The organism is Streptomyces sp. NBC_01471, from assembly GCF_041438865.1.
Lineage (GTDB): Bacteria > Actinomycetota > Actinomycetes > Streptomycetales > Streptomycetaceae > Streptomyces.
On sequence record NZ_CP109450.1, the window covers coordinates 3,380,251 to 3,405,503 of the forward strand.

The 25,253-nt window shown below is 70.1% G+C and carries 23 protein-coding genes and 1 tRNA gene; 14 read left to right on the plus strand and 10 right to left on the minus strand.

Annotation, left to right across the window (positions count from 1 at the left end):
* The first annotated feature begins 204 nt into the window (after window positions 1–204).
* Window positions 205–495, plus strand: coding sequence for a hypothetical protein (locus OG285_RS14775; RefSeq protein WP_371791181.1), 291 nt, complete (start codon window positions 205–207; stop codon window positions 493–495).
* Between the two features lie 65 nt (window positions 496–560).
* Complete coding sequence (locus OG285_RS14780; protein WP_371791182.1) at window positions 561–908, plus strand: hypothetical protein; 348 nt, start codon at window positions 561–563, stop codon at window positions 906–908.
* A 253-nt stretch (window positions 909–1,161) separates the two neighbouring features.
* Here OG285_RS14780 and OG285_RS14785 read toward each other — a convergent pair whose 3' ends face one another.
* The 3 genes from OG285_RS14785 to OG285_RS14795 form a co-directional block, all read right to left on the minus strand.
* Window positions 1,162–1,554, minus strand: a complete 393-nt coding sequence (locus tag OG285_RS14785; RefSeq protein WP_371791183.1) for a hypothetical protein — start codon at window positions 1,552–1,554, stop codon at window positions 1,162–1,164.
* Between the two features lie 299 nt (window positions 1,555–1,853).
* Window positions 1,854–2,249, minus strand: a complete 396-nt coding sequence (locus OG285_RS14790) for a hypothetical protein (protein ID WP_371791184.1) — start codon at window positions 2,247–2,249, stop codon at window positions 1,854–1,856.
* A 335-nt stretch (window positions 2,250–2,584) separates the two neighbouring features.
* Window positions 2,585–2,974 (minus strand): DUF3592 domain-containing protein, encoded by a 390-nt coding sequence (locus OG285_RS14795; protein WP_356826099.1) that lies wholly within the window; start codon window positions 2,972–2,974, stop codon window positions 2,585–2,587.
* Between the two features lie 139 nt (window positions 2,975–3,113).
* On the opposite strand from OG285_RS14795, the gene OG285_RS14800 reads away from it, so the two are divergent.
* The 7 genes from OG285_RS14800 to OG285_RS14830 all read left to right on the plus strand — a co-directional run bounded on the left by OG285_RS14800 (window position 3,114) and on the right by OG285_RS14830 (window position 10,522).
* Complete coding sequence (locus tag OG285_RS14800) at window positions 3,114–3,620, plus strand: hypothetical protein (RefSeq protein ID WP_356826101.1); 507 nt, start codon at window positions 3,114–3,116, stop codon at window positions 3,618–3,620.
* A 77-nt stretch (window positions 3,621–3,697) separates the two neighbouring features.
* Window positions 3,698–4,891, plus strand: coding sequence for a phage tail protein (locus tag OG285_RS14805; RefSeq protein ID WP_371791185.1), 1,194 nt, complete (start codon window positions 3,698–3,700; stop codon window positions 4,889–4,891).
* Window positions 4,888–6,171, plus strand: coding sequence for a hypothetical protein (locus tag OG285_RS14810; protein WP_371791186.1), 1,284 nt, complete (start codon window positions 4,888–4,890; stop codon window positions 6,169–6,171). Before OG285_RS14805 ends, OG285_RS14810 begins: the two co-directional genes overlap by 4 nt.
* A 196-nt stretch (window positions 6,172–6,367) precedes the next feature.
* Entirely contained in the window at window positions 6,368–7,321 is a 954-nt protein-coding gene (locus OG285_RS14815; RefSeq protein WP_371791187.1) for a phage tail protein, read from the plus strand.
* Window positions 7,322–7,431: 110 nt separating this feature from the next.
* Window positions 7,432–8,637 (plus strand): hypothetical protein, encoded by a 1,206-nt coding sequence (locus OG285_RS14820; RefSeq protein WP_371791188.1) that lies wholly within the window; start codon window positions 7,432–7,434, stop codon window positions 8,635–8,637.
* Between the two features lie 10 nt (window positions 8,638–8,647).
* A complete protein-coding gene (locus OG285_RS14825) occupies window positions 8,648–9,772 on the plus strand; it encodes a hypothetical protein (protein ID WP_371791189.1) in 1,125 nt (374 codons plus the stop codon).
* Between the two features lie 3 nt (window positions 9,773–9,775).
* Entirely contained in the window at window positions 9,776–10,522 is a 747-nt protein-coding gene (locus OG285_RS14830; protein ID WP_371791190.1) for a hypothetical protein, read from the plus strand.
* Here OG285_RS14830 and OG285_RS14835 read toward each other — a convergent pair.
* Entirely contained in the window at window positions 10,519–10,644 is a 126-nt protein-coding gene (locus tag OG285_RS14835; protein ID WP_371791191.1) for a hypothetical protein, read from the minus strand. The two genes, OG285_RS14830 and OG285_RS14835, sit on opposite strands and share 4 nt — an antisense overlap.
* Window positions 10,645–10,765: 121 nt before the next feature.
* Between OG285_RS14835 and OG285_RS14840 the strand changes: the two genes are divergently transcribed.
* From OG285_RS14840 to OG285_RS14860, 5 genes are all read left to right on the plus strand, one after another.
* Window positions 10,766–12,214, plus strand: coding sequence for a phage tail protein (locus OG285_RS14840; RefSeq protein ID WP_371791192.1), 1,449 nt, complete (start codon window positions 10,766–10,768; stop codon window positions 12,212–12,214).
* 185 nt (window positions 12,215–12,399) lie between these two features.
* Window positions 12,400–13,263, plus strand: a complete 864-nt coding sequence (locus OG285_RS14845) for a peptidoglycan-binding protein (protein ID WP_371791193.1) — start codon at window positions 12,400–12,402, stop codon at window positions 13,261–13,263.
* Window positions 13,264–13,335: 72 nt separating this feature from the next.
* Window positions 13,336–13,620 carry a hypothetical protein gene (locus OG285_RS14850; RefSeq protein WP_356826121.1) on the plus strand — a complete coding sequence of 95 codons (285 nt, stop codon included), beginning with the start codon at window positions 13,336–13,338 and terminating at the stop codon, window positions 13,618–13,620.
* The gene (locus OG285_RS14855; protein WP_356826123.1) at window positions 13,607–13,870 is read left to right on the plus strand and encodes a hypothetical protein; all 264 of its coding nucleotides are present in this window, start codon (window positions 13,607–13,609) and stop codon (window positions 13,868–13,870) included. Before OG285_RS14850 ends, OG285_RS14855 begins: the two co-directional genes overlap by 14 nt.
* Before the next feature lie 116 nt (window positions 13,871–13,986).
* Window positions 13,987–14,877 carry a peptidoglycan-binding protein gene (locus OG285_RS14860; protein WP_371791194.1) on the plus strand — a complete coding sequence of 297 codons (891 nt, stop codon included), beginning with the start codon at window positions 13,987–13,989 and terminating at the stop codon, window positions 14,875–14,877.
* 127 nt (window positions 14,878–15,004) lie between these two features.
* On the opposite strand, the gene OG285_RS14865 is transcribed toward OG285_RS14860, so the two are convergent.
* The 6 genes from OG285_RS14865 to OG285_RS14890 form a co-directional block, all read right to left on the minus strand.
* Window positions 15,005–15,078, minus strand: a tRNA-Thr gene (locus tag OG285_RS14865).
* Between the two features lie 97 nt (window positions 15,079–15,175).
* Window positions 15,176–16,744 (minus strand): alpha/beta hydrolase, encoded by a 1,569-nt coding sequence (locus OG285_RS14870; protein ID WP_371791195.1) that lies wholly within the window; start codon window positions 16,742–16,744, stop codon window positions 15,176–15,178.
* A gap of 128 nt (window positions 16,745–16,872) precedes the next feature.
* Window positions 16,873–18,084 carry a DNA polymerase III subunit delta' gene (locus tag OG285_RS14875; protein ID WP_371791196.1) on the minus strand — a complete coding sequence of 404 codons (1,212 nt, stop codon included), beginning with the start codon at window positions 18,082–18,084 and terminating at the stop codon, window positions 16,873–16,875.
* A gap of 170 nt (window positions 18,085–18,254) precedes the next feature.
* Complete coding sequence (gene tmk / locus OG285_RS14880) at window positions 18,255–21,593, minus strand: dTMP kinase (protein WP_371791197.1); 3,339 nt, start codon at window positions 21,591–21,593, stop codon at window positions 18,255–18,257.
* 210 nt (window positions 21,594–21,803) lie between these two features.
* Window positions 21,804–24,650, minus strand: a complete 2,847-nt coding sequence (gene topA / locus OG285_RS14885) for a type I DNA topoisomerase (RefSeq protein ID WP_356826132.1) — start codon at window positions 24,648–24,650, stop codon at window positions 21,804–21,806.
* 345 nt (window positions 24,651–24,995) lie between these two features.
* On the minus strand, window positions 24,996–25,193 hold the full coding sequence (locus OG285_RS14890; protein WP_371791198.1) for a hypothetical protein: 198 nt from the start codon (window positions 25,191–25,193) through the stop codon (window positions 24,996–24,998).
* Window positions 25,194–25,253: the final 60 nt, after the last annotated feature.

A 25,253-nucleotide genomic window follows, 5' to 3' on the forward strand; every position in this document is an offset into this window, starting at 1 on the left:
CCGGGGGCGCTCCACGGGGTGCCGGAACCGGTCCGCCCGGCCCCGGCACCCCGGCTCCACTCCGTAACTCCATAACTCAGTTTCTCCGTACGTGACCGGATCGCGCGGTACGTACGGCTCGCTCCACCCGCTCAGACTTCACCGCGGCGCCCGCCCGTCCCGCCGGGACGGGCGGGCGCGGCCCCTTTCCGAAACGGAGACCCCATGGCCCCCTTCGACGTGAACACCGCCCGCGCCCAGCGGATGGAGGCGCTCGGCCGTACCTGGTCGTTCGAACTCGACGGCGACACCTACGAGCTGCCGACCGAGCTGACCCGCGCCACGGCCGGGGCGCTGCGCGGCCTGGACGACAACGACGTCGACGGCCTGCTCGAACTCCTCCTCGGCAAGAAGCAGTTCGCCCGCTTCGCCCAGCTCGACGTCACCATGCAGGACATCGCCGCCATCCTGGAGGCGTACGGCAAGGAGACCGGGCTCGGCCTGGGGGAAGACTGAGCCTCGTCGCGTTCGCCGAAGAACACGCCGAGGCTCTGGAAGCCGACCTGCTCCGTCACTACGGGGTGGACCTGCTCGACTGGCACCGCGGCGGGCTCTCCTCCCGCCGGCTGGCGATCCTGATCAAGCATCTGCCGCGGGACAGCGCCACCATCCGCGACACGGACGGCGAGACAGCGGACTGGGGAGTCACCGACTACCTGCTGGCCGCGGTCGTGGACCATCTCGCCGCGGCCAACTGGATGTTCTCCGTCGTCAACGGCGACGGGGAGTCCGATCCGCCGGAACAGCCAGTACCGGTACCACGCCCGGGCGACCCGGCCGAGCGGGAACCGATGGACGAGACCGCGTCCGGCGCCATCCCACCACCGGCCCAACCGAGCCCGTCGGAACTGGCGCACTTCTTCAGCTGACGGAACAGGGATCCCGCTGGCCGTTCCTCTGAAGCAGGGGGAACAGCCGGCGGATCAGGGCGAGTTCTGCCAACGAGACGTCAAGGTGGCGCCGGACACGGAAGATCGCGCGGGCCGCCATCGCCAAGATCAGGGCACCAGGCTCCGCCGAGCACTGACATGGGAACTTCAACGTCGCTTTGTCGGTGAAGAGAAATTCCGCAATCCTCGGAGCTGTGCGCGACAAGCCCAACACGTCGGTGGGTGCTGGATTTCATACCGCCGCAATGGCCAGCCCCAGCCCCGCCAGCAGTACCCCGCAGCCGCCGTACACGAGAGATGCGACCCAGTGCGGAAAGCGCGGCATCCCGCCACGCGGATACATACGGGCCGGTGCGATCGGATCGAGATCGACTTCGACCATCTGACCCACCGATATCCCCAAACCCCGCCCATACAACGCACCCCGCAGGACCCTGCCTTCGTACACGACAGGACCCAGGTCGTAGCGCGTCTCGCCCTTGGAGAACCGGCCCATCCCATAACCCGAACACGGCACTTCCAGCTGCACCCGCCGACGCCATCCGGACGAATCCGCTATCAGCAACGCGACCGCCCCCACCACAGCCATTACCGCTGCGGCAAGAACTAGGAAAAACACGCCCACCCCTCACGGGTTATTTGTATTCAGGCGAGTACCGCCGCATATGCCCGCACTCTCCCCCGGGCCCGCCACATCCCGAAGCCGCCTCGCCAGACGGTACTACCACCAGGCTCGCCCCGGTCTGATCCGCATGAATGCGCATCAGATCCGCATGAATGCGCACTCCGCGCCTGGCCCTCGATCCGGAATGCTCTTCTCGTGAAGCTCCAACGGGCGCACATCGCAGTTCCCCAGACGGCATCCGCGACGCGCCGGCTCACTGGCGATTATCGCCATCAACAACACCGTCGGAATCCGGTGCGTCAGGAATGGAAAGCCCACCAGATCACCCCGGTAAACATCACCGCCAGAGACACACCGACAATAACCAAGGGCCCCTCAGCAACGCTCCATAGCGGTTTGCTCAAGGCCGTTTCCGTCGTCGCCCTGCTTGGGTGATGCGGGTCGTACACGACGCCCACTACGGACTTGTCGCTCGTAGGTCCGAGATCCTCCGGCGCTATCGTGAAATAGTGCTTTTCTCGCTTTTCATCGCGATAAAAGACATCAATCGACATGATATTCGCGTTCCAGCTCGTACCGCCACAGCTGCCCTCGGTCCGGACTCCTCTTCTCCTGAGGATCCACCGGTCGCGCACACCGTAAAGCCCTAGCCCTAAAAACACCAGCGGCAGTACATAAAGCAAGAAAATAAACACAACAATTCCCTCCCAGTGCTCCCGCCAGGGAAGAGAAATTCTACCGAGGACTGAAAATACCACCGCAGGGAAATAAGTTACCCGCACTTACTTCACCCGTGCGCTACCGCCGGCCCCAGAAATGCCGACAACACCCCACAGACGCCGGGCGGGCGTCCCTGCGGTGCTGAGGGCGATCGTGATCGTCGGCGAACGAGTCCGCCGTCAGAAGCGCCGCCGCCCACACCACAGCCGTTACCGCTGCCGCGAGAACCATGAAAAACACGTCCACGCCTCGCAGTACTTGCGTTCCGGCTCCATGCCGTCACACCCGCCCTCACCCCAACTGAAGCCGGTCAGATCACCAAGCCAATACAGAGCAGCACGAGCGCGACAACCGTCACCGACGCCATAATCGCCAGGAAAACAATCTTTTTCCTGGGGTTCCGGGACATGAAGATCGCAAAATCGGCTCGCTTGGGATTCTGCGGATCGTAAATGACTCGCTCACCCCCCTGCGGGTACTGAGAGCAGCCGCGCTGCCAAATAGTGTGCCGCTCCCGCTCCTGGGTGATGTACATGTATTCCACGTCGATCTTTCCGTCTCGTGGAACGGATCGGCGTACCACCGTCGAATCAACAACCACTCCTCTTTTCCGCAGAGGAGCCTGCGCAAGAAAAGGAATTCCAGAACCCAGAAGCACCACAAGAGAAATGAAGAATATTACGCCGACAACAATAAACACGGGGCCTCCATTTTCGCCTCGCGCGATGAGGCGCGCACAAAACACCAACTGTAGCAACACACCGCCTCCAGTGGCAGCACAGTAAGTTCACATTTCAAAGAGGGCAAAGGCCTCATATCAGCCGAAAGGAAGTCTCAACATGGGCGCAGACCCCTCCTCCAGCGGAGGAACCGAAGGATCCTCTTCGTCACGCGGGGGCGCTGAGGACGTAGTAGAGACCCTGAAGTCCCTGGTGACGCAATTCACGAGCAAGGACTTCACGGACGCTCTCAAAGAAATGAAGCCCTCCGCTATCTCCATAAAGGGGACGACCGGATTTATCATTGCCGCCGCAGGACTATTGGGGCTGCAAATCTTCGACTTCAAGTCATTCATCGCGGGGTTGCTGGACAAGGCGAATCTCGAAGTCAAGAAAAATAAAATGGGATTTTCCAAGATCGTTAAAAAGCAGGACCCGGACCCTCCGTTCGTGTCTCTGTCGCAGGTCAACAACAATCCGGCGGCTCGCGCTCAGTTGACCGAACAGATCAACGCCGACGCAGCTCGTTCATCAATTTCGAAAATCGAAACGGCAACCCGGAAGCTCGACACCGCGATCGGCAGCCTGCACACCAAGGTCGACGGGCTTCTCGCCGAGTTCGCCTGACCGTTCCGTACACCCCTCCTCCACCCTCCGGCCGCCAGCCGGTCGGCTGAACAGGCCGATGAACGATCGGACATGGAATGGCGTTCACAGCCACACTCAAGAAGGCATCCGACAGTCTCCGCGGCTTCAAGACCAACCTCGATCAGGCCAGCCGGTCGGCAAGCGGCCTGAAGCAGAGCGCGCAGAGCAGCAACAGCGGTATCACCAGCATCAAGTCCTCATCCCAGCAGTCCGCCAAGGAGCTGAAGTCGCTTCAACTGGCCGCCGACAAGGCGGAGAAGTCCGTCACCAAGGCCGGCAAGTCCGGGCAGACCGGCGGGACCGGCATCGGCAAGTTCCAGACCGGCGCGGCCAAGGCCGACAAGGGCATGCAGGGGCTCAACAAGTCGATGAAGGGAAACCTCATCGGCGTCCTCATGGCGCTGCTGGCGCCGCTCATCGCCAAGGTCGTGGACATGGCGATGCAGTCCAAGACCATGCAGAAGATCCTCAACACCGCCTTCAGCGTCATCAAAAGCGTCATCACCAGCGTAATGAAGGCCGTCGGCCCGATCATGCAGGCCGCCGGTGCGCTGATGAAGAAGGTGTGGAACGGGATCAAGACGGCCGTCTCCGTGGTCGTCAAGGCCGTCGCAACGGTCATCAAGACCTATTTCAACCTCTGGAAGTCCATCATCACCACGGCCATGAACGCCGTGAAGAAGGTCGTCACCACCGTTTGGAACGGCATCAAGTCCGTCATCTCGCCGGTGGTCAACTGGATCAAGGGCGTCGTGCCGGCAGCCTTCACCACCGTCAGGAGCAAGCTGTCCAGCGCCTGGAACGGCCTGAAGTCCATCGCCGGCAACGCGTTCGGCGCCATCAAGGGAGCCGTCACCGGCCCGATCAACGCCGTCATCGGTCTGATCAACTCGGCGATCGGCAAACTCAACGGCATCCGGGTCTCCGTACCGGGCTGGGTGCCGCTCGTCGGCGGAAAATCCTTCGGCATCCATCTGCCGACCATCCCCCGGCTCGCCCAGGGCGGCATCGTTCAGCCGCGGAACGGCGGGGTGCACACCATCGTCGCCGAGGCCGGTGAGGCCGAAGCCGTCCTGCCGCTCTCCAAGCTGAGCCGACTGCTCGGTCACACCACGCGCGCCGGCCAGACCGGCACCGGGGCCACCGCCACCGACGGCGGTTTCTACATCGAGCAGTACTACGAGGCGACCAGCAGCAACCTCCAGGACACCGCCTCCGCCCTGCTGTTCCTGTCCAAGGCCCGGGGATGACCCGTTCCCGGCGGGACCCCACGTCCGGCGGGGCCCGCCCCGCCGCCTCCCTGAACACCTTCAGGACCGTGGCCCTCCAGACAGGCACCGCCGTCCAGACCATGCGGCGCGGGCTCGTCGGGGTCCAGGCCCCCGTCCGCACGATGGCCACACGGGCAGCCGCCACCGCACCGGCGCTGCGCCAGTTGCGTACGGCAACGACGCAGGCCGGCCGTTCCGTCCGCAGGACCGGCACATCGGCCGTTACCGCCGCCACCCGCATCCGGGCCGGTGCCACCAGGATCCGGGGCCCGCTCGGCGTGCTCGGAGCCCTCGCCTCCGGGGCCGGGGTCTTCGGTTCGGTGACGGATCTGCTCGGCAGTCACACCCCGCAGATCACCAAGTTCATGACCCTCTTCGGCACCGCCATGACGCTCGGCTCCATCGCCATGACCGCGATCAACACGGCCATGAAGGCGAACCCGCTCGGGTTCATTCTCGGTGTCCTCACCCCGCTGGTCGCCTATCTCGTCGACTACGCGGTGAACTCGTCCACCGGCCAGAAGGTGATCCAACAGGTCTTCCAGGCCGCGCTGGACGGCTTCAAGGTGGCCTGGGCGTTCATGGCACCGGTCATCGAGGGCTGGGCGAAGACCGTCTCCGAGGTGTTCGACGGCGTACAGAAGACCGTCGGATCCGTGCTGAAGACGCTCGGCTCCACGATCAGCGCCGGGATCAACGGCGCGAAAAACGCGATCTCCGCAGCGACCCACGCCGTCACCTCAATCGTCAAGGGCGCCTGGAACGGCTTCAAAGGTGTCATTCAGCCGGTCCTCAACTGGCTGGCCAAGACGCTCCCTTCCGCCTTCACCCGGGTACGCGACGCCATGTCGAAGACGCTGCACGGAATGGGGAACTTCCTGTCCACCGGCATCCAGACCGTCGCCGGGGTCATCACCGGGCCCGTGAAGGGCCTGATCGCCTTCGCCAACTGGATCATCGACGGGCTCAACCACCTGAGCTTCAGCTTCTTCGGCAAGAAGTTCGGCGTGCACCTGTCGAAGATCCCGCAGCTCGCCGAGGGTGGCGTCGTCCTGCCGGCCGCCGTGCCGGGTGCCTCCGCCGTCCAGCCGCTCAGCTCGCTCGGCCGCTTCCTCCCCGCGCCGTCCGGCGCCTCCGCCACCACCGGGCCCGCCTTCTTCGCAGGCCGCCCCGGGGCCCGCGTCTACGAGGAGCGCGAAGGCAGCAGCCCGCTGACCATCGCGGACGACCTGCTCTTCCTGCACCGCACCGCAGCCTGACACCCGGGGCGCGCCCCGCACCACCACCTGCGTCCCGGGCCCGCACCACGTACCCCCAGCCACACCCGCCGTACTCCACCGGCCGGTGCCGCACACCCCTGCACCACCGCGCCCCGCGCCCCATCGCACCCGCCCCGTCCCGTCCCGGCGGCGCCCCCGCCCGTACACCAAGCCCGAAGCGAGGTGACGGCCCGACATGGCCGATACCGTCTCCACCCTCCCGCCCGTCAACGCCCTCTCCGACGACTCCACTCCCGGCTCCCTGATCACCCTCGACGGCCAGATCCAGTGGGGCGGGCTCCTCATGGGCACCGGTACGCCCTACCCGGTGGACCGCACCGGCATCACCGGCTGGGACGACCTGCCCGAGCTGGACCTCGGCGACGTGCTCAGGCCCGACCAGCACGGCGCCTGGCCCGGCGACCGCTGGGCCCAGCCCCGGCTGATCGGCGCGACCGTCTGGCTGGCCCCACCGGCGGGCACCGACCCGCTCGCCACCGCCAGGGCGTTCCGCTCCGCGACCGGCCCCGACGGCCAGGAACGCTGGCTCGCCGTCCGGCTGCTGGGCGAGACCCTGGCGGTCCGCGCCCGGGTCAGCCGCAGGGTCGTCCCGCAGGACCGCTCGTACGCCCTCCAGGGGTTCGCCAAGGTCAGCCTCCAGTGGACGGCGACCGACCCGCGCCGCTACGGCACCGTGCTGCACGACGCGGTCACCGGGCTGCCCGTCGGCGAGTCCGGTCTGACCTGGGACGACACCGCGGGCTCCGGCCTGCGATGGCCCTTGGACTGGGGCGCGGCCGGCGCGGCCGGATCGATCACCGCGGTCAACGGGGGCGGCGCCTCCGTACGGCCCGTCGTGGAGTTCCGCGGCCCCGTGGAGCGGCCGTCGCTGACCCGGCTCTCCGACGGGCGCCAGCTCCAGTACGACCTGGCGCTCGGTGCCGGGGACGTCCTCACGGTGGACACCGAGACGGGCACGGTGCTGCTCAACGACACCGCGTCCCGTATCTACACCGCCACCCCCGACTCCTCACCCGAGCAGCTGTTCCAGCTGGAGCCGGGCACCACCGACCTGGCGTTCCGCTCGGACGACACGACCCCGTCCCCGGGCGCCTCGGTCACCGTCCGCTGGCGCGACGGGCACTGGTGACCACCCCGCCCGCCGCCTCCCTCTTGCGCTCCGCCGTTTCTCTCCCACTTCTCCCTCACCGCATTCCGCTTCTTTCCGCCCTGTCCCGCAGCCCCGTCCAGGAGGACCTCATGCCCGTGCGCAGCGCATGGCTCGTCAACCGCACCGACGCCGAGTCCGGCCAGTCCCGTTCCGACACCCGGCTCGCCCCGACCGGCACCATGACCCCGACGAGCGGACTCACCAGCCGCGGCGGCATCATCCCGGGCTCGCCCGACGGCAAGTCCCTGATGTCCGCGTTCTACGTCTTCAGCTCCACCGCCGGCATGACCGCGACCGTCGCCCCCGGCCGGGCCGTCGTCCAGGGCACCGCGGCGGCCGGCGCCTACCCGGTCGTGCTCACCGACTACACCACCGTCGTCTTCGCCGACGGTGACGCCAACAACCCGCGCGTCGACCTGGTGGTGCTGCGGATCTACGACGCGCAGTACGACAACACCGGCCGCACCGAAGCCGTCCTGGAGATCGTCCAGGGCAGCCCGGCCGGCACCCCGCAGGCCCCGGCGGCGCCCGACGCCGCCCTGCCGTTGGCGACCGTGCAGATCCCGGCGGGCGCGTCGGTCGGCACCGGCGGCATCGCCTGGGCGAGCGCCGTGGCGAACCTCCGCACCAGCACCGTCGCCGCCGGCGGCATCCTGCCGCTGTACGGGAACACCGCCGAGGGGGGCGCGTACCCGGGCCAGTACCGCGACATCAGCAGCCAGCTCCAGCGCTGGGACGGCTCGCAGTGGGTGAGCTACCCGAGCCAGACCTGCGGGATCGCCCCGGCCGGGCAGCTCGCCACCGGCGGTTACGTCGGCCAGTACCGGGACAACAACGGCCGTCTGGAGCGCTGGAGCGGCACTGCCTGGACCCTCGCCATGCCGAGCCCGGCGTTCGCGTACAACAACGACGGCGGCAACTGCAAGACCACCACCTGGTCCGAGGCGCTGACCGCGACCACCGGTCCGACGGTGACCGCCACCTTCACCGCGCCGGTGTCGGGGAAGGTCCTGGTCACCGTGGGCTTCCAGGGCCAGCCGTCCATCGACGCCGGCTGGGGCCGGATGTCCGCGAACATCCGCAAGGACGGCGTCCTGGTCACCGGCCTGGGTGCCGACGAGACCCGTTCCGCCATCGACACCGGCCGGGGCGGCCAGTCGGTGAGCACCGTCTTCCCGGTCACCGGGCTGGTGGCGGGCGCCCAGTACGCGGCCGTCTCGGCGTACTCCTCCAGCGCCACGACCAACAACCACTGGTTCGACAACCGGTTCGTCCGCGTCGACCCGATGCTCTGAGGAGGGCGGCGTGACGAGTTCGCCCCGTACGGCGTACACCCCGCTCACCCCTGTCTACCGGGCGGTCTTCTGCGACCTGCGCACCGACCGTGTCCTGGACGTACTGCCGCTCACGGAGACCAAGTTCGACGACTACATCGGCAAGTCGGGCTCGCTGTCGGCGACGGTCCCGCTGCCGGACGCCGCGCTGGCGGGCCGGGCCCGCGCCGCGCTGGTGCCCGGCCGCACCGCGGTGTGGCTGGAGCGCGACGGCGACATCTGGTGGGGCGGGGTGCTGTGGACCTGCACCCCGTCGTCCGACGAACGCGGCCGGGTCCAGGTCGAGTTCCAGGCCGGCACCTTCGACTCCTACCTGGACCACCGCATCCTCGCGCAGGACGTCTCGTACACGGCGCTGGACCAGTTCGAGATCGCCCGGCTGCTGGTGGCACACGCCCAGGAGCAGCCGGGCGGTGACATCGGCATCCAGCTCGGGCACGAGATGTCCGGGGTGGCCCGGGACTGCGTCCTCGCCTACTCCTCACTCACCCGGATCCGTGAACTGCTCGACCAACAGGCCCAGTTGGCGGACGGCTTCGAGTGGCGGGTGCACTGCTACCGGGACGCCGAGGGCCGCCGCGCCAAGCGGCTCCAGCTCGGGCACCCGACCATCACCACCAGTTCCTTCGACATCGTCCTCGACCATCCGGGCCAGGTCATCACCTACAGCCTGCCGGCCGACTCGACCGTGCAGGCCGATGTGTGGGTGGCGCGCGGCGACTCGCCCAACACGGACCAGTCGGAGGAGTCCCAGCCGCTCACCGTGGCCGTGGAGTCGCCCGGGGACCTGGCGGACGGCTGGCCGCGTCTGGAGTCCACGTCGGACCACAGCGGGGTCACCGACGAGGCCACGCTGCGCTCCCTGGCCGGGGCGGAACTGGCCCGTCAGCGGATGCCGGAGGTCATCCCGGAGATCACCGTGCGGCTGGACGGCCGGATCAGCCCGGCGCTGCTGGGCGCGGGCATCCGGCTGCGGCTGCGCGACCTGTGGCACCAGGAGCCGCAGGACGAGCGGTACCGGATCGTCGGCATCGCGGTGGAGCCCCCGCAGCGCACCAAGGCCGAGACGGCGACCCTCTATCTGGAAGGGGTATGAGACATGGCCACCATCCCCACCGATCTCCTGGACCGCATCCGGGACATCGAGCGCCGTATCCGCGGGCTGATGGCGAGCGCCAACAGCAGTCCGCCGATGAACCAGGTCGGCAACGGCGACATCGTCGTCGGCGACCAGGGCCGCGTCCGCGTCCGGACCTCGCTGGGCGAGGACCTGCTGCTGGCCGGCCGGGTACAGCCGGACCGGGACAGCGAGACCCAGCAGTACCAGCAGGGGCTCGAACTGCGGCGCGACGACGGCTCGCTGGCGCTGTCCCTGGTCACCGCCGACCCGGCGAACTCCCCGGTGCAGGCGCTGCGCGTCCTCGACCACAAGGGCGACACGGTCCTGGCGACCGACTCGGGCCGGGGCGGCCTGGCCCGCCCCTACCTGCCGTTCCCGACCCCGGTGCCGGTGGGCACGGCGGGCTGGGAGACCACCGGCGCCACCGACTGGACCACGCTCTACGCGGGCCCCGGCTTCGCCCAGCACCCCAAGGTGTACTGCGCGATCGCCGTCTCCGGGACCGTGGGAGCAGCCGTCCGGCTGCTGGTCAACGGTGAGGTGGTCGGTGCGGAACAGACCCTCGCCGGGGCCGCCGGGCAGACGGTGGCCCTGACCGTGACCCTGGTGGAGGACCTCCCCGCCTCCTTCGGCGACACGGTGTCCTTCGAGATCCAGGCGAAGGCCCCGGCCGCCGGCACCACCGTCGCCTGCCAGCCGCGCGGACTGTACGGGGTGCAGTCCTAGGGACACTCGTCCGCCCTGCCGGTGTCGTACCGGCCGGTGTCGTACAGGCCTGTGTCGTACCGGCCGGCGTCGTACGGGCCGGTGTCGTACCGGCCGGCGTTCTGCCCGCTCCGTGCTGCCACACCCCGTCATGCCCCCGTCATGCCGCCTTTCCCGGGCCGACCGCCCCGCCCCGTTCCGGCGGAGACGGCCGGCCCACCCCTTTCCGTATTCCCGTATGCCACCCGACCCATCGGAGTTTCCGTGCTGCCCGAATCCATCCCGACCGTCCGGCTCACCGCCCAGTACCTCTCCCTCGACGGCCACCCGCTGAGCGGAAGCGTCGAGTTCCAGCCACCGGCTCTGCTCACCCACTCCGAGGCCGACCTGTTCGTCGGCGGCCCGGCCACCGCGAACCTCGACTCCGAGGGCCGTCTCGATGTGGTGCTCCCGGCCACCGACGCCGAGGGCTGGAACCCGTTCGGCTGGACGTACACCGTCACCGAGCGCCTCAACGGGGTCGGCAGGAGCCGGACTTACCACATCGCCCTGTCGGTGACCGCCCCCGAGGTCGACCTCGCTGACATCGCCCCTGCCGACCCGGCCGGGGCCCAGTACGTCACCGTGCCGGGCCCCACCGGGCCGCAGGGCGAGCCGGGACCCGAGGGGCCGGCCGGACCGGTCCGCTCGGTCAACGGCCACACCGAGGCGGACATCATCCTGACCGCCGCCGAGATCAGCGCCCTGGCCACGTCGGCGGCCGGGCAGGCCGGCGGAGTCGCCCAGCTCGACGCCGACGGCAAGGTGCCGCTGAACCAGCTGCCGGACGGCACCGGCGAAGGCGTCACCTCCGTCAACGGCAGGACCGGTGCCGTCACCCTGGCCGCCGCCGACCTGGGCGCGCTGACTCAGGCCTCCGGCGATGCCCGGTACCTGGCGGTCGACGCCGCGCCCGTCCTCTCCGTCAACGGGCAGACCGGCACGGTCACCCTGACGGCAGCCGACCTGTCCGCCGTCTCCGCCGACCAGGCCGTCCTGCTCACCGGCAGCCAGACCATCGCCGGTGCCAAGACGTTCTCCACCGTCCCCACGGTCACCGCCGACCCGGCCAACGCCAACCAGCTGGTGCGCCGCTCCTACGTGGACACCGTGGCCTCGTCGGGGACATGGACGCCGGCCGCCCTGGGCTTCAAGTCCTGGGCGTTCGACCCGGCGACGTCCTCCGTGACGAACCCGCAGTACTGCATCAACGGCACCGTCTACCTGATCGGCGTACCGCTGACGACGGCAGCGACCGTCACCAACGTCGTCTTCTACGTACCCGGTTACGCGGGCGGCGGCCTCGCCGCCACGTCCTACGCCGGTCTGTACACCAGCGCCGGCGTGCGGGTCGGCGTCACCGGCACACTCGACAAGCTGATCACCACGACCGGGGGCACCACTTTTGTCCTGAAACTGACGACGGCCTACGCCGCCGCCGCGGGCAACTACTGGGTGGCGCTGCTGGTCAACGGGCCCGATCCGAAGACCAACGGCCCCGCCTTCATGGTGGGCGCCAGCGTCGGCAACTACCCGGGCGGCAGCGCACGGATGCCCGGCGCGTTCGTCCGGCACGCGCGGCTCGCCGCCACCGGACAGACCTCGCTGCCCGCCTCGTTCACCCCCTCCACCATCGTCGCGGACGCCAACGCCATCTGGGCCGCCGTCTCCTGACCCGGGCGCCCCGGCCAATTCCCGTACGGGAGGCCCGGCCGTACAGGGGCCCCGCGGCCTGCCCGGCCGCGGGGCCCCTCCTCCCGATCCCCGCCAGGATCTCCCCGCCCCGAGTCCCCGCCTGATTCCCTCTCCGATTCCGAGCCCGATTCCCAGCCCGATTCCCAGCCCGAGGAGTCACCACCATGGCCACCCCGCTCACCGCCGACGCCCTGGTCAGTGCCCTGACCGCCGAAGGCGTCCGGATCGTCGAATACGGCGACTGGCGCAACCACAACCGCAACACCAAGGGCGCCTGGGGCCCCGTCAACGGCGTCATCGTCCACCACACCGTCACCTCCGGCACCGACAGTTCCGTCGCCTTCTGCTACAACGGCGACTCCGAACTGCCCGGCCCGCTCTGCCACGGCGTCATCGCCAAGGACGGCACGGTCCACCTGGTCGGCAACGGCCGGGCCAACCACGCCGGTCTGGGCGACGACGACGTGCTGACCGCCGTCATCAACGAGACCGCGCTGCCGGCACCGGACGAGGACGGCACCGACGGCAACACCCGCTTCTACGGCTTCGAGTGCGTCAACCTCGGGGACGGCTCCGACCCGTGGCCCGAAGCGCAACTGGAAGCCATCGCCCGGGTGTCCGCCGCGATCTGCCGTGCGCACGGCTGGCACGCCGCATCGGTCATCGGCCATCTGGAGTGGACCAGCCGGAAGATCGACCCGAAGGGCTTCAGCATGGTGTCGATGCGCACCCGGGTTGCCGCCCTGCTGGCCGGCACGCCGGGCGCGAGCGCCACGCACTACCAGCCGTTCCCGGGCGTCGCCTACTTCCTGTCCGCGCCCCACTCCACGATCGTGGCCGCGATGGGCGGCCGGCTGGTCGCCGAGGGCTGCTCCGCCTACACCGACGGCCCGGACCCGCAGTGGAGCGAGGCCGACCGCGCCTCGTACGCCAAGTGGCAGCAGAAGCTCGGCTACACCGGCGCCGACGCGGACGGCTGGCCGGGCGCCACCTCGTGGAACGCCCTGCAGGTCCCGTACACCGCCTGACCCCTGCCGGGCCGGGCGCGCAACCGCACCACCCGCCCCGCCCGGCCGCACCATCGCGCGAAAGGCGCTCGCATGACCCCAACCACCATCCGTGCCCTGCGCACGGTCGTCCAGACCGCCGTGGGGATCGCCATCGCACTCCCCGCCCTCGTCGACAGCGGGACCCTGCCCCGCTCGCTGCCCTGGGTGGGCGCGGCCCTCACCGTCTCGGGCCTGCTGTCCCGCGTCATGGCCGTGCCCGCCGTACAGTCCCTGCTCCCGGCGTGGCTGACCACCTCCGACAGCGTTCCGGTGTCCGGGGCCCCGGACACCACCACCGCACCGGCGCCCGCTCCGGCCGCTCATGCCGCCGACTGACGCAAACGACCCGGTCGCCATCGCCCGCGAACTGGAGCGGCTCAGGGGAACCATGGAGGCGGGTTTCGCCCGCGCCGACGGTTCCCTGGCCCTGCTGGTGCAGCGCAGCGACCAGACCGACCGGCAACTCGCCGACCACGAAACCCGCCTCGACGCCCTGGAACGCGCCCGCTGGCCACTGACCAGCATCGGCGCCTTCACCGGTGTCGCGGTCGCCACCCTCACCCTGTGGGAAGTGCTGGCGCGCTGACCGCCGCCACCTCCGACCACCACCGCGGGCCGCCGCCGTCCTCCGGGACGGGACGACGGCGGCCTCCCGTGCACACCCCCCTTCCTGCGAACTTCGCGCCCTCCTGGAGGAATCCGATGGCCACCCCGCTCTCCGCCGCCGCTCTCGTCGCGGCTCTGAAGAAGGAAGGCGTCACCGTCGTCGAACACGCCGGCTGGCGCACCCACAACCGCAACGCGAAGGGCGCCTGGGGCCCGGTGAACGGCGTGATGATCCACCACACCGTCACCTTGGGCACCACCGCCACCGTGGCCCTCTGCTACAACGGCCGGTCCGACCTGCCGGGACCGCTCTGCCACGGCGTCATCGCGAAGGACGGCACCGTCCACCTGGTCGGCAACGGCCGCGCCAACCACGCGGGCGCCGGTGACCCGGACGTGCTGGCCGCCACCGTCGCCGAGCGGAGCACGCTGCCGGCCCCCAACCAGCAGAGCACCGACGGCAACACGCACTTCTACGGCTTCGAGTGCGAGAACCTCGGCAACGGCAAGGACCCCTGGCCGGAGGCCCAGCTCACGGCGATCACGAAGGCGTCCGCCGCGATCTGCCGTGCCCACGGCTGGAGCGCCGCCTCCGTCATCGGGCACAAGGAGTGGACGAACACCAAGATCGACCCGGCCGGCTTCACGATGGCCTCCCTGCGCACCCGGATCGCGACCCGCCTGGCCTCCGGCGCATCCCACGGATCCCCTTCATCGGGCAACTCGGGCTCGGGCCCTGCCTACCAGCCGTTCCCGGGCGCCGACTGGTTCAGGAAGAAGCCGAAGTCGGCCGTCGTCACCGCGATGGGCAAGCGCCTGACCGCCGAGGGCTGCTCCGCCTACCGCTCCGGCCCGGGTCCCCAGTGGACGGACGCGGACCGCGCCTCGTACGCCAAGTGGCAGCGCAAGCTGGGTTACAGCGGCACCGACGCGGACGGCTGGCCGGGCGCCACCTCGTGGAAGGCCCTGCGGATCCCCACGTCCTGATGAGAGCCGGGGTGCGGGTCGCCGGCCGTCCGCACCCCGACCGGGAGAAAGCCCCGACGTGCGGCCCGCCATGCCCCAGGCATGAAAAAACCCCAGGTCACGGCGAGTGAGTCCTGGGGTAATTCCGGGCCGCCTTCGGGATTCGAACCCGAGACCTACGCATTACGAGTGCGTTGCTCTGGCCAGCTGAGCTAAGGCGGCGCGCCGTCCTGACCATGGTGCGGTCAGCAGCGACGCCAAGTCTACACAGTTTCCGGGGGTGCTCCGGACAGCCCCCCGCTGAGCCACTCCGTGCAGGTCAGGAGCACTTCTTTCCGTTCTTCGGCGGGGTGCCGTCCAGGAGGTACCTGTTGATCGCCGTGTCGATGCAGTCGCTGCCGCGGCCGTACGCGGTGTGGCCGTCACCGTCGTAGGTGAGGAGCGTGCCGGAGGAGAGCTGGGCCGCCAGGGACTTCGCCCACTTGTACGGGGTCGCCGGGTCGCGGGTCGTGCCGACCACCACGATCGGGGCCGCGCCCTTCGCTGTGATGCGGTGGGCGCTGCCGGTGGCGTGGAACGGCCAGTAGGTGCAGTTCAGGGTCGCCCAGGCGAAACCCCTGCCGAAGACCGGCGACGCCTTCTCGAAGGACGGGATGGCCTTGGTGACGGCTGCGGGGCCCTTGAAGGCCGGGGGCAGGTCCAGGCAGTTCACGGCGGCGTTGGCGAACATCAGGTTCGCGTACTTCCCCTTGCTGTCCCGCTCGTAGTACGAGTCGGACAGAGCGAGCAGGCCCGCACCGTCGCCTGCCATGGCGTGGGTGAGCGCGGTGCGCAGCTGGGGCCAGGACCCCTCGTCGTACATGGCCGAGATCACGCCGGTCGTGGCGAGCGGCTCCCCCAGTTTGCGGCTCTGACCGGTGGAGATCGGTTTGGCGTCCAGCCGGCGGAAGAAGGCCTCCAGCCGGTGCGAGGCGTCGGCGGTGGACGTGGTGCCGAGCGGGCAGTCCTTGTGCTTGATGCAGTCGGCGGCGAAGGACTTGAAGGCGGTCTCGAAGCCCGCGGTCTGGTCGCGGTTCATCTGCAGCGATGTCAGCGACGGGTCCATCGCACCGTCCAGGACCAGGCGGCCCACCCGGTCCGGGAAGAGTCCCGCGTACGTCGCGCCGAGGAAGGTGCCGTACGAGGCGCCCACGTAGTTCAGCTTCTTGTCGCCGAGGATTCCGCGCTCGATGTCCATGTCACGGGCGGCGTCGACCGTGGAGACATGCGGGAGGATCCTGGCCGAGTGCTTCTCGCAGCCCTGCGCGAAGCCCTTGAGCGACGTGGTGAGCTTCTTGGTCTCGCCCGCGTTGTCCGGGGTCTGGTCGACCTCCGTGTAGGCGTCCATCTGCTTGCCCGTAAGACATTCGACGGGCTGGCTGCGGGCCACTCCGCGCGGGTCCACGGCCGCCATGTCGTAGCGGGCACGCACCGCGGCGGGGTAGCCGATTCCCGCGTAGCCCTGGAGGTAGTCGATCGCCGAGCCGCCCGGGCCGCCCGGGTTCACCAGCAGGGAGCCGATCCGCTTTCCGGGGCCGGTGGCCTTCTTGCGGGAGACGGCGAGCTTGATGTCGCCGTCCGAGGGCTTCGCGTAGTCGAGCGGCACCTTCATCGTGGAGCACTGGAATCCGGGGGCGCCGCAGGAACGCCACGTCAGTTTCTGGCTGTAGTACTTGGCCAGATCCGCGGCCGGTGCGGACTTCGCTGCCCCGGCCGTACCGGCGCCGGACGCCGCGGCCCCGGCCTGCGACGCGGTGGGCGCCGAGCCACCCGACGAGCAGCCCGAAACAAGCAGACCGGCCATGGCCAGCACAGTGACCGGAGTGGAGAGCAGACGCCTGAAGTCCATTCCCGGAGCGTAGTCCGGCCCCGGCCGAAGGCCCTCTTTTCCGGCCCGTACGAGTGAGCCGTCAACCCGCGTTGCGCCGTTCAGGCCGGATCAGCTCCCCCCCTCCCGTCACACCGTCACACCGTCCGTCAGCCCGCGCGCAGCGATACCGCCATCGCCTCGACCGCCAGCAGCGGTGCAACGTTCCGGTCGAGCGCCTGGCGGCAGGCGGTGATGGCCTCGATCCGGCGCAGGGTGCTCTCCGGGCTCGAACTCAGTGCGATCCGGTCCAGCGAGTCCCTGACGTCCTCATTGGCGATGGCCACCCTGGAGCGCAGCTGGAGCGCCAGCACGTCCCGGTAGAAGCCGGTCAGGTCGGTCAGCGCGAGGTCGAGCGTGTCCCGCTGGGTACGGGTCGAGCGGCGCTTCTGCCGGTCGGCCAGCTCTTTCATCGCCCCTGCCGTGCCCCGGGGCATCCGCCCGCCGGCCGACGCGCCGAGCGCCGCCTTGAGGTCCTCGGTCTCCTTGGTGTCGGTCCCCTCCGCGACCTCCTTGGCGTCCTCGGTCGCGGCGTCGATCAGCTCCTGCGCCGACTTCAGACAGCCGCCGATCTCCTCGACGCGCAGCGGCATCCTGAGCACGGCGGCGCGCCGGGCGCGGGCGCGCTCGTCCGTGGCCAGGCGGCGCGCCCTGCCGATGTGGCCCTGCGTCGCACGGGCCGCGTCCATGGCCGCCTGCGGCTCGATGCCGTCCCGTCTGACCAGGATGTCGGCCACCGCCTCCACGGGCGGTGTGCGGAGGGTCAGATTGCGGCAGCGGGAGCGGATGGTCGGCAGCACGTCCTCCAGGGACGGCGCGCAGAGCAGCCACACCGTACGGGGAGCGGGTTCCTCGACGGCCTTCAGCAGTACGTTCCCCGCGCCCTCGGTCAGGCGGTCCGCGTCCTCCATGACGATGACCTGCCAGCGGCCGACCGCCGGCGAGAGCTGAGCGCGGCGGACCAGCTCCCGGGTCTCCTTCACGCCGATGGAGAGCTGGTCGGTGCGGACGACCTCGACATCCGCGTGCGTACCGACGAGGGCGGTGTGGCAGCCCTCGCAGAAGCCGCAGCCCGGGACTCCACCGAGCGCACGGTCCGGGCTGACGCACTGGAGGGCCGCCGCGAAGGCGCGGGCCGCGGTGGACCGGCCGGAACCGGGCGGGCCCGTGAACAGCCAGGCGTGCGTCATGGTCGACTTCGACATGCCGTCGGTGGAGGTCTGCTCGGTGGTGGCGGTGACCAGCGCGTCGGCGTCACGGGCGGCGGCGGCGAGCTGCGTCTGGACGCGGTCCTGGCCGACGAGGTCGTCCCATACGGGCATGCGGTCGCCCCCCTCTTCTCTTGCCGGTGCGGCTTCCATTGTGACGCAGGGGTCCGACAGTACGGCCCGGTCCCGTAGCCCCTGGGCCGCCGGCCCTGCGCCCTCCCGGCGGCTGACCACAGCACCGCGGGCCCGGAGGACGGTGATGTCCTCCGGGCCCGCGGTGTGGGTCAGCGCCGTCCCTTGCCCCGGCCTCTGCCCCTGTTGTCGTGGTCCTCGTCCTCGCGGTCCGGGCCGAGCAGTTCGTCCGCCAGTGAGGGCAGGTCGTCCAGCGGAGTCTCCTCCGCCCAGTCCGAGCGCCGTCGCGGGCGGTCCGGATCGATCTGCGGGAGCTCGCGGGTGCGCTCGTTCGCGTTCTCCGGCGGTGCCTGGCGCGGCTGCTCCTGGTGCTCGTCCCGGAAGTAGCCGGGCGGCACCCGGTCCGCGGGGGTGGCGCCCCGCAGCTGGGCCTGCGGCAGAACCGTCGTCTCCTCCGAGTCTTCGGTGGAGCCCGCGGCCCCGGACCGGGATCCGGAACCGGCCCCGTCCGCCGGCTCCGACGGCCTCGCGGCCCACGAAGGACCTGCGGACCGCCCGGATCGCGCGGAACCCTCCGGCTGCGAAGACCGGGAGGAGCGAGCCCCCGAGGACCGTGAATCCCCCGAAGAGCCGGACGTCCCGGAGCCGGCGGAGCCACCGGACGTCCCGGAATCCTCCGGAGTCCCGGCGAGCTTCGGGATGACCGTCGTCTCGTCGGAGTCGGACGACGACGGCGTGGGCCGCACCGCGACCGGCTGAGTCACCTCGTTGGCGCCCACCATGGGCGTCTCGACGGTCGTCTCGTTGTCAGCCGAAGCGTCAGCCGAAGGACCGGAAGAGGGATCGGTCGAGGCATCGGCCGATGTGCCGGCCGACGTATCGCCGGAAGCCGCTGCCGCCTTCGCCGCCTCGGCGGCCTCCGCCTCGGCCTGCCTGCGGGCCTCCTCGGCCCGGAGCAGCGCCTGCTCGGCCTTGCGCTGCTTCTCCTTGCGGCGCTCCTCGGCCTCCGCGCGGAGCCGCGCCTGTTCTTCCTTCTGCTTGCGGAGCCGCTCCTGCTCCTGCTCCCGCGCCTGCTCCTCGGCCTCGCGGCGGAGCCGCTCCTCCTCGGCGAGCCGCCTGGCCTCCTCGGCCTGCCGGCGCGCCTCCTCGGCCTGGCGCTCCTCCTCACGCCGCCGCGCCTCGTCGAGCTCGCGGCGCTTGCGCTCCTCCTCCTCGGCCCGGAGCTTGGCGAGCTGCGCCTGGCGCTCGCGCTCCAGCCGCTCCTCCTCCGCCTTGCGGGCCGCTTCCTCCTCGGCTTTCCTGCGGGCCTCCTCCTCGGCCGCCCTCCGCGCCTCCTCCTGAGCCTTGACCTCGGCTTCGGAGAGCGGGAGCAGCTGGTCGAGACGGTGGCGTACGACCGTGGTGATCGCGTCCGGTTCCTGTGCCCCGTCCACCACCAGATAGCGGCCGGGGTCAGCGGCGGCGAGCGTCAGGAACCCGCTCCGCACCCGCTGGTGGAATTCGGCCGGCTCGGACTCCAGCCGGTCGGGTGCCTCCGTGAACCGCTCGCGCGCGGCCTCGGGGGAGACGTCGAGCAGGACCGTCAGATGCGGTACGAGACCGCCGGTCGCCCAGCGGTTGATACGGCCGATCTCGGTCGGCGCCAGTTCACGGCCCGCGCCCTGGTAGGCAACGGACGAGTCGATGTAGCGGTCGGAGACGACGATCGCGCCGCGCTCCAGGGCGGGCAGGACGACCGAGTCGATGTGCTCGGCGCGGTCCGCCGCGTACAGCAGCGCCTCCGCGCGGTTGGAGAGACCGGCGGACGCGACGTCCAGCAGGATCGAACGCAGCCGCTTGCCGACCGGCGTCGCGCCCGGTTCGCGGGTGACGACGACCTCGTGGCCCTTGGCCCGGATCCACTCCGCGACCGCCTCGACCTGGGTGGACTTGCCGGCCCCGTCGCCGCCTTCGAAGGCGAGGAAGAAGCCGGTCGCCGCGGGGGCCTGGACCGGGTCGGCGCCGCCGCGCAGCGCGTCGCGCAGATCGTGGCGCAGCGGTACGCCCGTACGGTCGTCCGCCTTGACCAGGACGAGCGCGGCCACCGGCAGCAGCAGCGCACCGACCAGCATCAGGGTGAAGGCGGCACCGCCGTGGGCGAAGACGAAGCCGCCGTTGCCGAGGTGGTGCGGGCCGATCAGGGCGGCGACCAGCGGGGCCACGATCGCGCCCAGCGCGATGGCGACCCGTACGACCGCCTGGAGGTGCCCGGTGGTCCGGGCGCGCCTGCTGTCCTCGGTCTCCTGGTCGACCAGGGTGTGCGCGGTGTTCGCAGCGACACCGGCCGACCAGCCGGCGAGTGCCGCGATCAGCACGACGGTCGCCGTGTCCGGGACCAGGCCCATCACCAGCAGCGCCACACCGGTCAGGGTGATCGCCAGGGCGAGCAGCCTGCGGCGGGAGAGCCCCGGCAGGATCTTGGGCGCGGTGCGGATACCGGCGGCCGTGCCGGCGGTCAGGACCAGGACGAGCAGCGCGAAGGCGACCGGTCCGCCGTCCAGGTCGATGGCGTCCAGTACGACGACGGCAACGGCGGAAGCAATGGCTCCGGCGACCGCGGCGGCCGCCAGGATGAGCAGCGGGACACTGCCCGTGCGGCCCTTGTCAGGGCCGTTGGTACCCGCCGGACGGCGCAGCCCCTCCAGCGGGGAACGGGCGCGCGGTGTCTGGCCGTCGGGCAGTTCGAGGAAGTACAGCGTCGACACCGACGCGGCGAAGAGACCGGCCGCGCCGTAGGAGCCGAGCGCCGCCTGGTGCAGCGAGAACCAGTCGATGCCCGATGCCAGCAGCCTGCTGATCAGCATGGCGACCAGCAGGGCGGCGGCGGCCGCCGGAATGGCGAGGAAGGCCGTGCGCAGCGAGAGCCTGCGCAGCGCTTCGAGATGGTCGGGCAGACCGCGCACCGCCACGCTCTCGGGCGGAGGCTTCGGGAGCAGCGCGGGTGCGGCACTCTCCTTGGCCACCGTCCAGAAACGTTCGGCGACACCCGCGACGAAGACCGTGGCCAGAAGCGCGGCAGGCGCGTTGGCCGGGGTCCAGTTGCCCCACAGCGGGGCGATGATCAGCAGCGCGACCCGCAGGCCGTCCGCGCCGATCATGGTCCAGCGCCGGTCGAGCGGCCCGTTCGGCGCGGTCAGCGCGGCCACCGGGCCGAGCAGTACGGCGCCGAAGAGCAGGGTGGCAAGGGCCCGCGCGCCGAATACGGCCGCTACGGCGAAGGCGGCACCGCGGTACCCGCCCCCGAAGGATTCTTGCGTGACCGCCGCCTGCAACGAAAGAAGCAACAGCACGAGGAGGGCGAGGGTATCGCCGATATTGCCGACGAGCTGGGCGCTCCACAACCGCCGGAGCGGGGGGATGCGCAACAGGGCTCGGACGGCACGCTCGCGTGAGTCTGCGGCTAGTTCGTCGGAGGTGGGGCTCACGACCGTTGGCTGCTCGGCTCGCGTCATCCGACCAGCCTATCCGGAAGGTCCACATCCATGCCGGGGCCCCCGAACATTTGGACGGCCGGCACGCCGCGCCCATTCCGCACGCGCCGTACCGGCCGTTCGATCCATCGGTGCTCCCGCGCACCCGCACTGCGGCGGGCCCGGACTCCGGTGCACAGCACACCGGTTCACCCGCAGCACCGGCAGCACCACCGGACCGCGATGCGCGTCCTACTCGTCGGCGGAGGCCGTGGCGCCCGTCTTCTGCGTGGCCTTCTTGGCAGGCGCCTTCTTGGCCGGAGCCTTCTTCGCCGTCGCGGTGGTCTTCTTCGCTGCGGTCTTCTTCGCGGCCGTGGTGGTCTTCTTGGCCGCTGTCTTCTTCGCCGCAGCCTTCTTGGCCGGAGCCTTCTTGGCGGTCTTCTTCTTCGCCGGTCCCTTGGCACGCTTCTCGGCGAGCAGTTCGTATCCGCGCTCGGGAGTGATGTCCTCCACGCTGTCATCGGTCCGCAGCGTCGCGTTCGTCTCGCCGTCCGTGACGTACGCGCCGAACCGGCCGTCCTTCACGACGACGGGCCGCTCGCTGACCGGGTCCGTGCCCAGCTCCTTGAGCGGCGGCTTGGCCGCGGCACGCCCGCGCTGCTTGGGCTGGGCGTAGATCGCCAGCGCCTCGTCGAGCGTGATGTTGAAGAGCTGGTCCTCGGTCTCCAGGGAGCGCGAGTCGGTGCCCTTCTTGAGGTACGGGCCGTACCGGCCGTTCTGCGCGGTGATCTCGACGCCCTCGGCGTCCGTGCCGACCACCCGCGGCAGCGACATCAGCTTGAGCGCCTCGGCCAGCGTGACCGTGTCGAGCGACATCGACTTGAAGAGGGAGGCGGTACGCGGCTTCACCGCGTTCTTGCCGGTCTTCGGGGTGCCCTCGGGAAGGATCTCCGTGACGTAGGGGCCGTACCGGCCGTCCTTCGCCACGATCTGGTGGCCGGACTCCGGGTCGGTTCCCAGCTCGAAGTCGCCGCTCGGCTTGGCGAGCAGTTCCTCGGCGTACTCGACGGTCAGCTCGTCGGGCGCCATGTCGTCGGGGACGTCGGCGCGCTGGTGGTTCTCGGAGTCCTTCTCGCCGCGCTCGATGTACGGGCCGTACCGGCCGACGCGCAGCACGATGCCCTCGCCGACCGGGAAGGACGAGATCTCCCGGGCGTCGATGGCCCCCAGGTCGGTGACGAGCTCCTTGAGACCGCCGAGGTGATCACCGTCGCCGTTGCCCGCGGCGGCCGCGGCGCCCGCGTCACCCTCACCGAAGTAGAACCGCCTCAGCCACGGCACGGACTTCGCCTCGCCCCGCGCGATGCCGTCGAGGTCGTCCTCCATCCGTGCGGTGAAGTCGTAGTCGACGAGCCGCCCGAAGTGCTTCTCCAGGAGGTTGACCACGGCGAAGGAGAGGAAGGAGGGCACCAGCGCGGTGCCCTTCTTGAAGACGTAGCCGCGGTCGAGGATCGTGCCGATGATCGACGCGTAGGTCGACGGACGGCCGATCTCGCGCTCTTCCAGCTCCTTGACCAGCGAGGCCTCGGTGTAACGGGCCGGCGGCTTGGTGGAGTGGCCGTCGACGGTCATCTCCTGGGCGGAGAGCGCGTCGCCCTCGGCGACCTGCGGCAGCCTGCGCTCGCGGTCGTCCAGCTCGGCGTTCGGGTCGTCGGCACCTTCGACGTACGCCTTCATGAAGCCGTGGAAGGTGATCGTCTTGCCGGAGGCCGAGAACTCGGCGACCCGGCCGTCGGACGACGTCCCCGCGATCTTCACGGTGACCGAGTTACCGACCGCGTCCTTCATCTGGGAGGCGACGGTCCGCTTCCAGATCAGCTCGTACAGCCGGAACTGGTCACCGGAGAGACCGGTCTCGGCCGGCGTACGGAACCGGTCGCCCGAGGGACGGATCGCCTCGTGCGCCTCCTGCGCGTTCTTGACCTTCCCAGCGTACGTGCGCGGCTTGTCCGGCAGGTAGTCGCTGCCGTACAGCTGCGTGACCTGCGCGCGGGCCGCGCCGACCGCGGTGTCCGAGAGGGTCGTGGAGTCCGTACGCATATAGGTGATGAAGCCGTTCTCATACAGCTTCTGGGCCACCTGCATGGTCGACTTCGCACCGAAGCCCAGCTTGCGGCTGGCCTCCTGCTGGAGAGTCGTCGTACGGAACGGGGCGTACGGCGAGCGGCGGTACGGCTTGGACTCGACCGAGCGCACGGCGAAGGACGAGTCGGCCAGCGCGGCGGCGAGCGCGCGGGCATTGGCCTCGTCGAGGTGCAGGACGTCGCTCTTGAGTTGTCCCGTGGAGTTGAAGTCACGGCCCTGGGCGACCCGGCGGCCGTCCACCGAATTCAGCCGGGCCACGAGGGTCGACGGGTCGGAGGCGTCACCCTGGCGGCCGGTGGAGAACGTACCGGTGAGGTCCCAGTACTCAGCAGAACGAAAGGCGATGCGCTCGCGTTCCCGCTCGACCACCAGGCGGGTGGCGACGGACTGCACGCGGCCCGCCGAGAGGCGCGGCATGACCTTCTTCCACAGGACCGGGGAGACCTCGTAGCCGTAGAGGCGGTCGAGGATCCGGCGGGTTTCCTGGGCGTCGACCATGCGCTTGTTGAGCTCGCGCGGGTTGGCGACTGCGGCCCTGATCGCTTCCTTGGTGATCTCGTGGAAGACCATCCGGTGGACCGGGACCTTGGGCTTCAGGACCTCCTGGAGGTGCCACGCGATGGCTTCGCCCTCGCGGTCCTCATCGGTCGCGAGGAAGAGTTCGTCGGACTCCGCGAGGAGGTCCTTGAGCTTCCTGACCTGCGCCTTCTTGTCGGCGTTGACGACATAGATGGGCTGGAAGTCGTTGTCGACATCCACTCCGAGGCGGCGCACCTCGCCGGTGTACTTGTCCGGCACCTCAGCGGCACCGTTCGGGAGGTCGCGGATGTGCCCGACGCTCGCCTCGACGACATAACCCGGGCCGAGGTAGCCCTTGATCGTCTTCGCCTTGGCGGGCGACTCGACAATGACGAGTCGGCGGCCGCCGTGTGCGGTCTCGCTGGTCGGGGACAACGTGGCTCTTCTCTCCGGTCGGCACTCGGTGGTCATGCTCGCTGCGGAGTGTGACGGTACATCCCGTCCCCGTGTCAAACGGCGAAAGCCCGCAACGGCCACTGGAACGGTAACCCGACTACCGGCATTTCTGCCGCCCGGATCGGCCCACTGCCCTCCCCGGGGCTTCGCTCGCGCCCCGCCGGGACTCCCGTGCGGAGTTCCCTCCGGCGGCTCGGCGGGTGGGCCGCCGGGTGCGTCCATGTGCCGGTGCGACCCATTCCGGAGGCGATGCCGGAGCCGGTGCCGGAGAGAATGCGGGGTGGGTGGTGCGGGGGCCAATTCGGCCGCGGACCGGGGCCCGTGTCAGAGGCGGGTGAAGCACCACACTCCCAGGGCGAGGGACACCACGCCGAACGCCAGCGCCAGGGTGCGGGCGCGCGTGGGATTCACCCCCTGTGCCACCGGCGCACGACGGAGGGTCCGCGCGCCGGTCCACAGCAGCAGCGCGCCTCCGAACAGTGCGAATGTCGTTCCGCCGAAGACCGCGGGCACGCTCTCCATGTCCGTACCATCCTGTCCCGAGTTCCAGGACGGTGAGGCTGGCACCCCTGGACCACACCG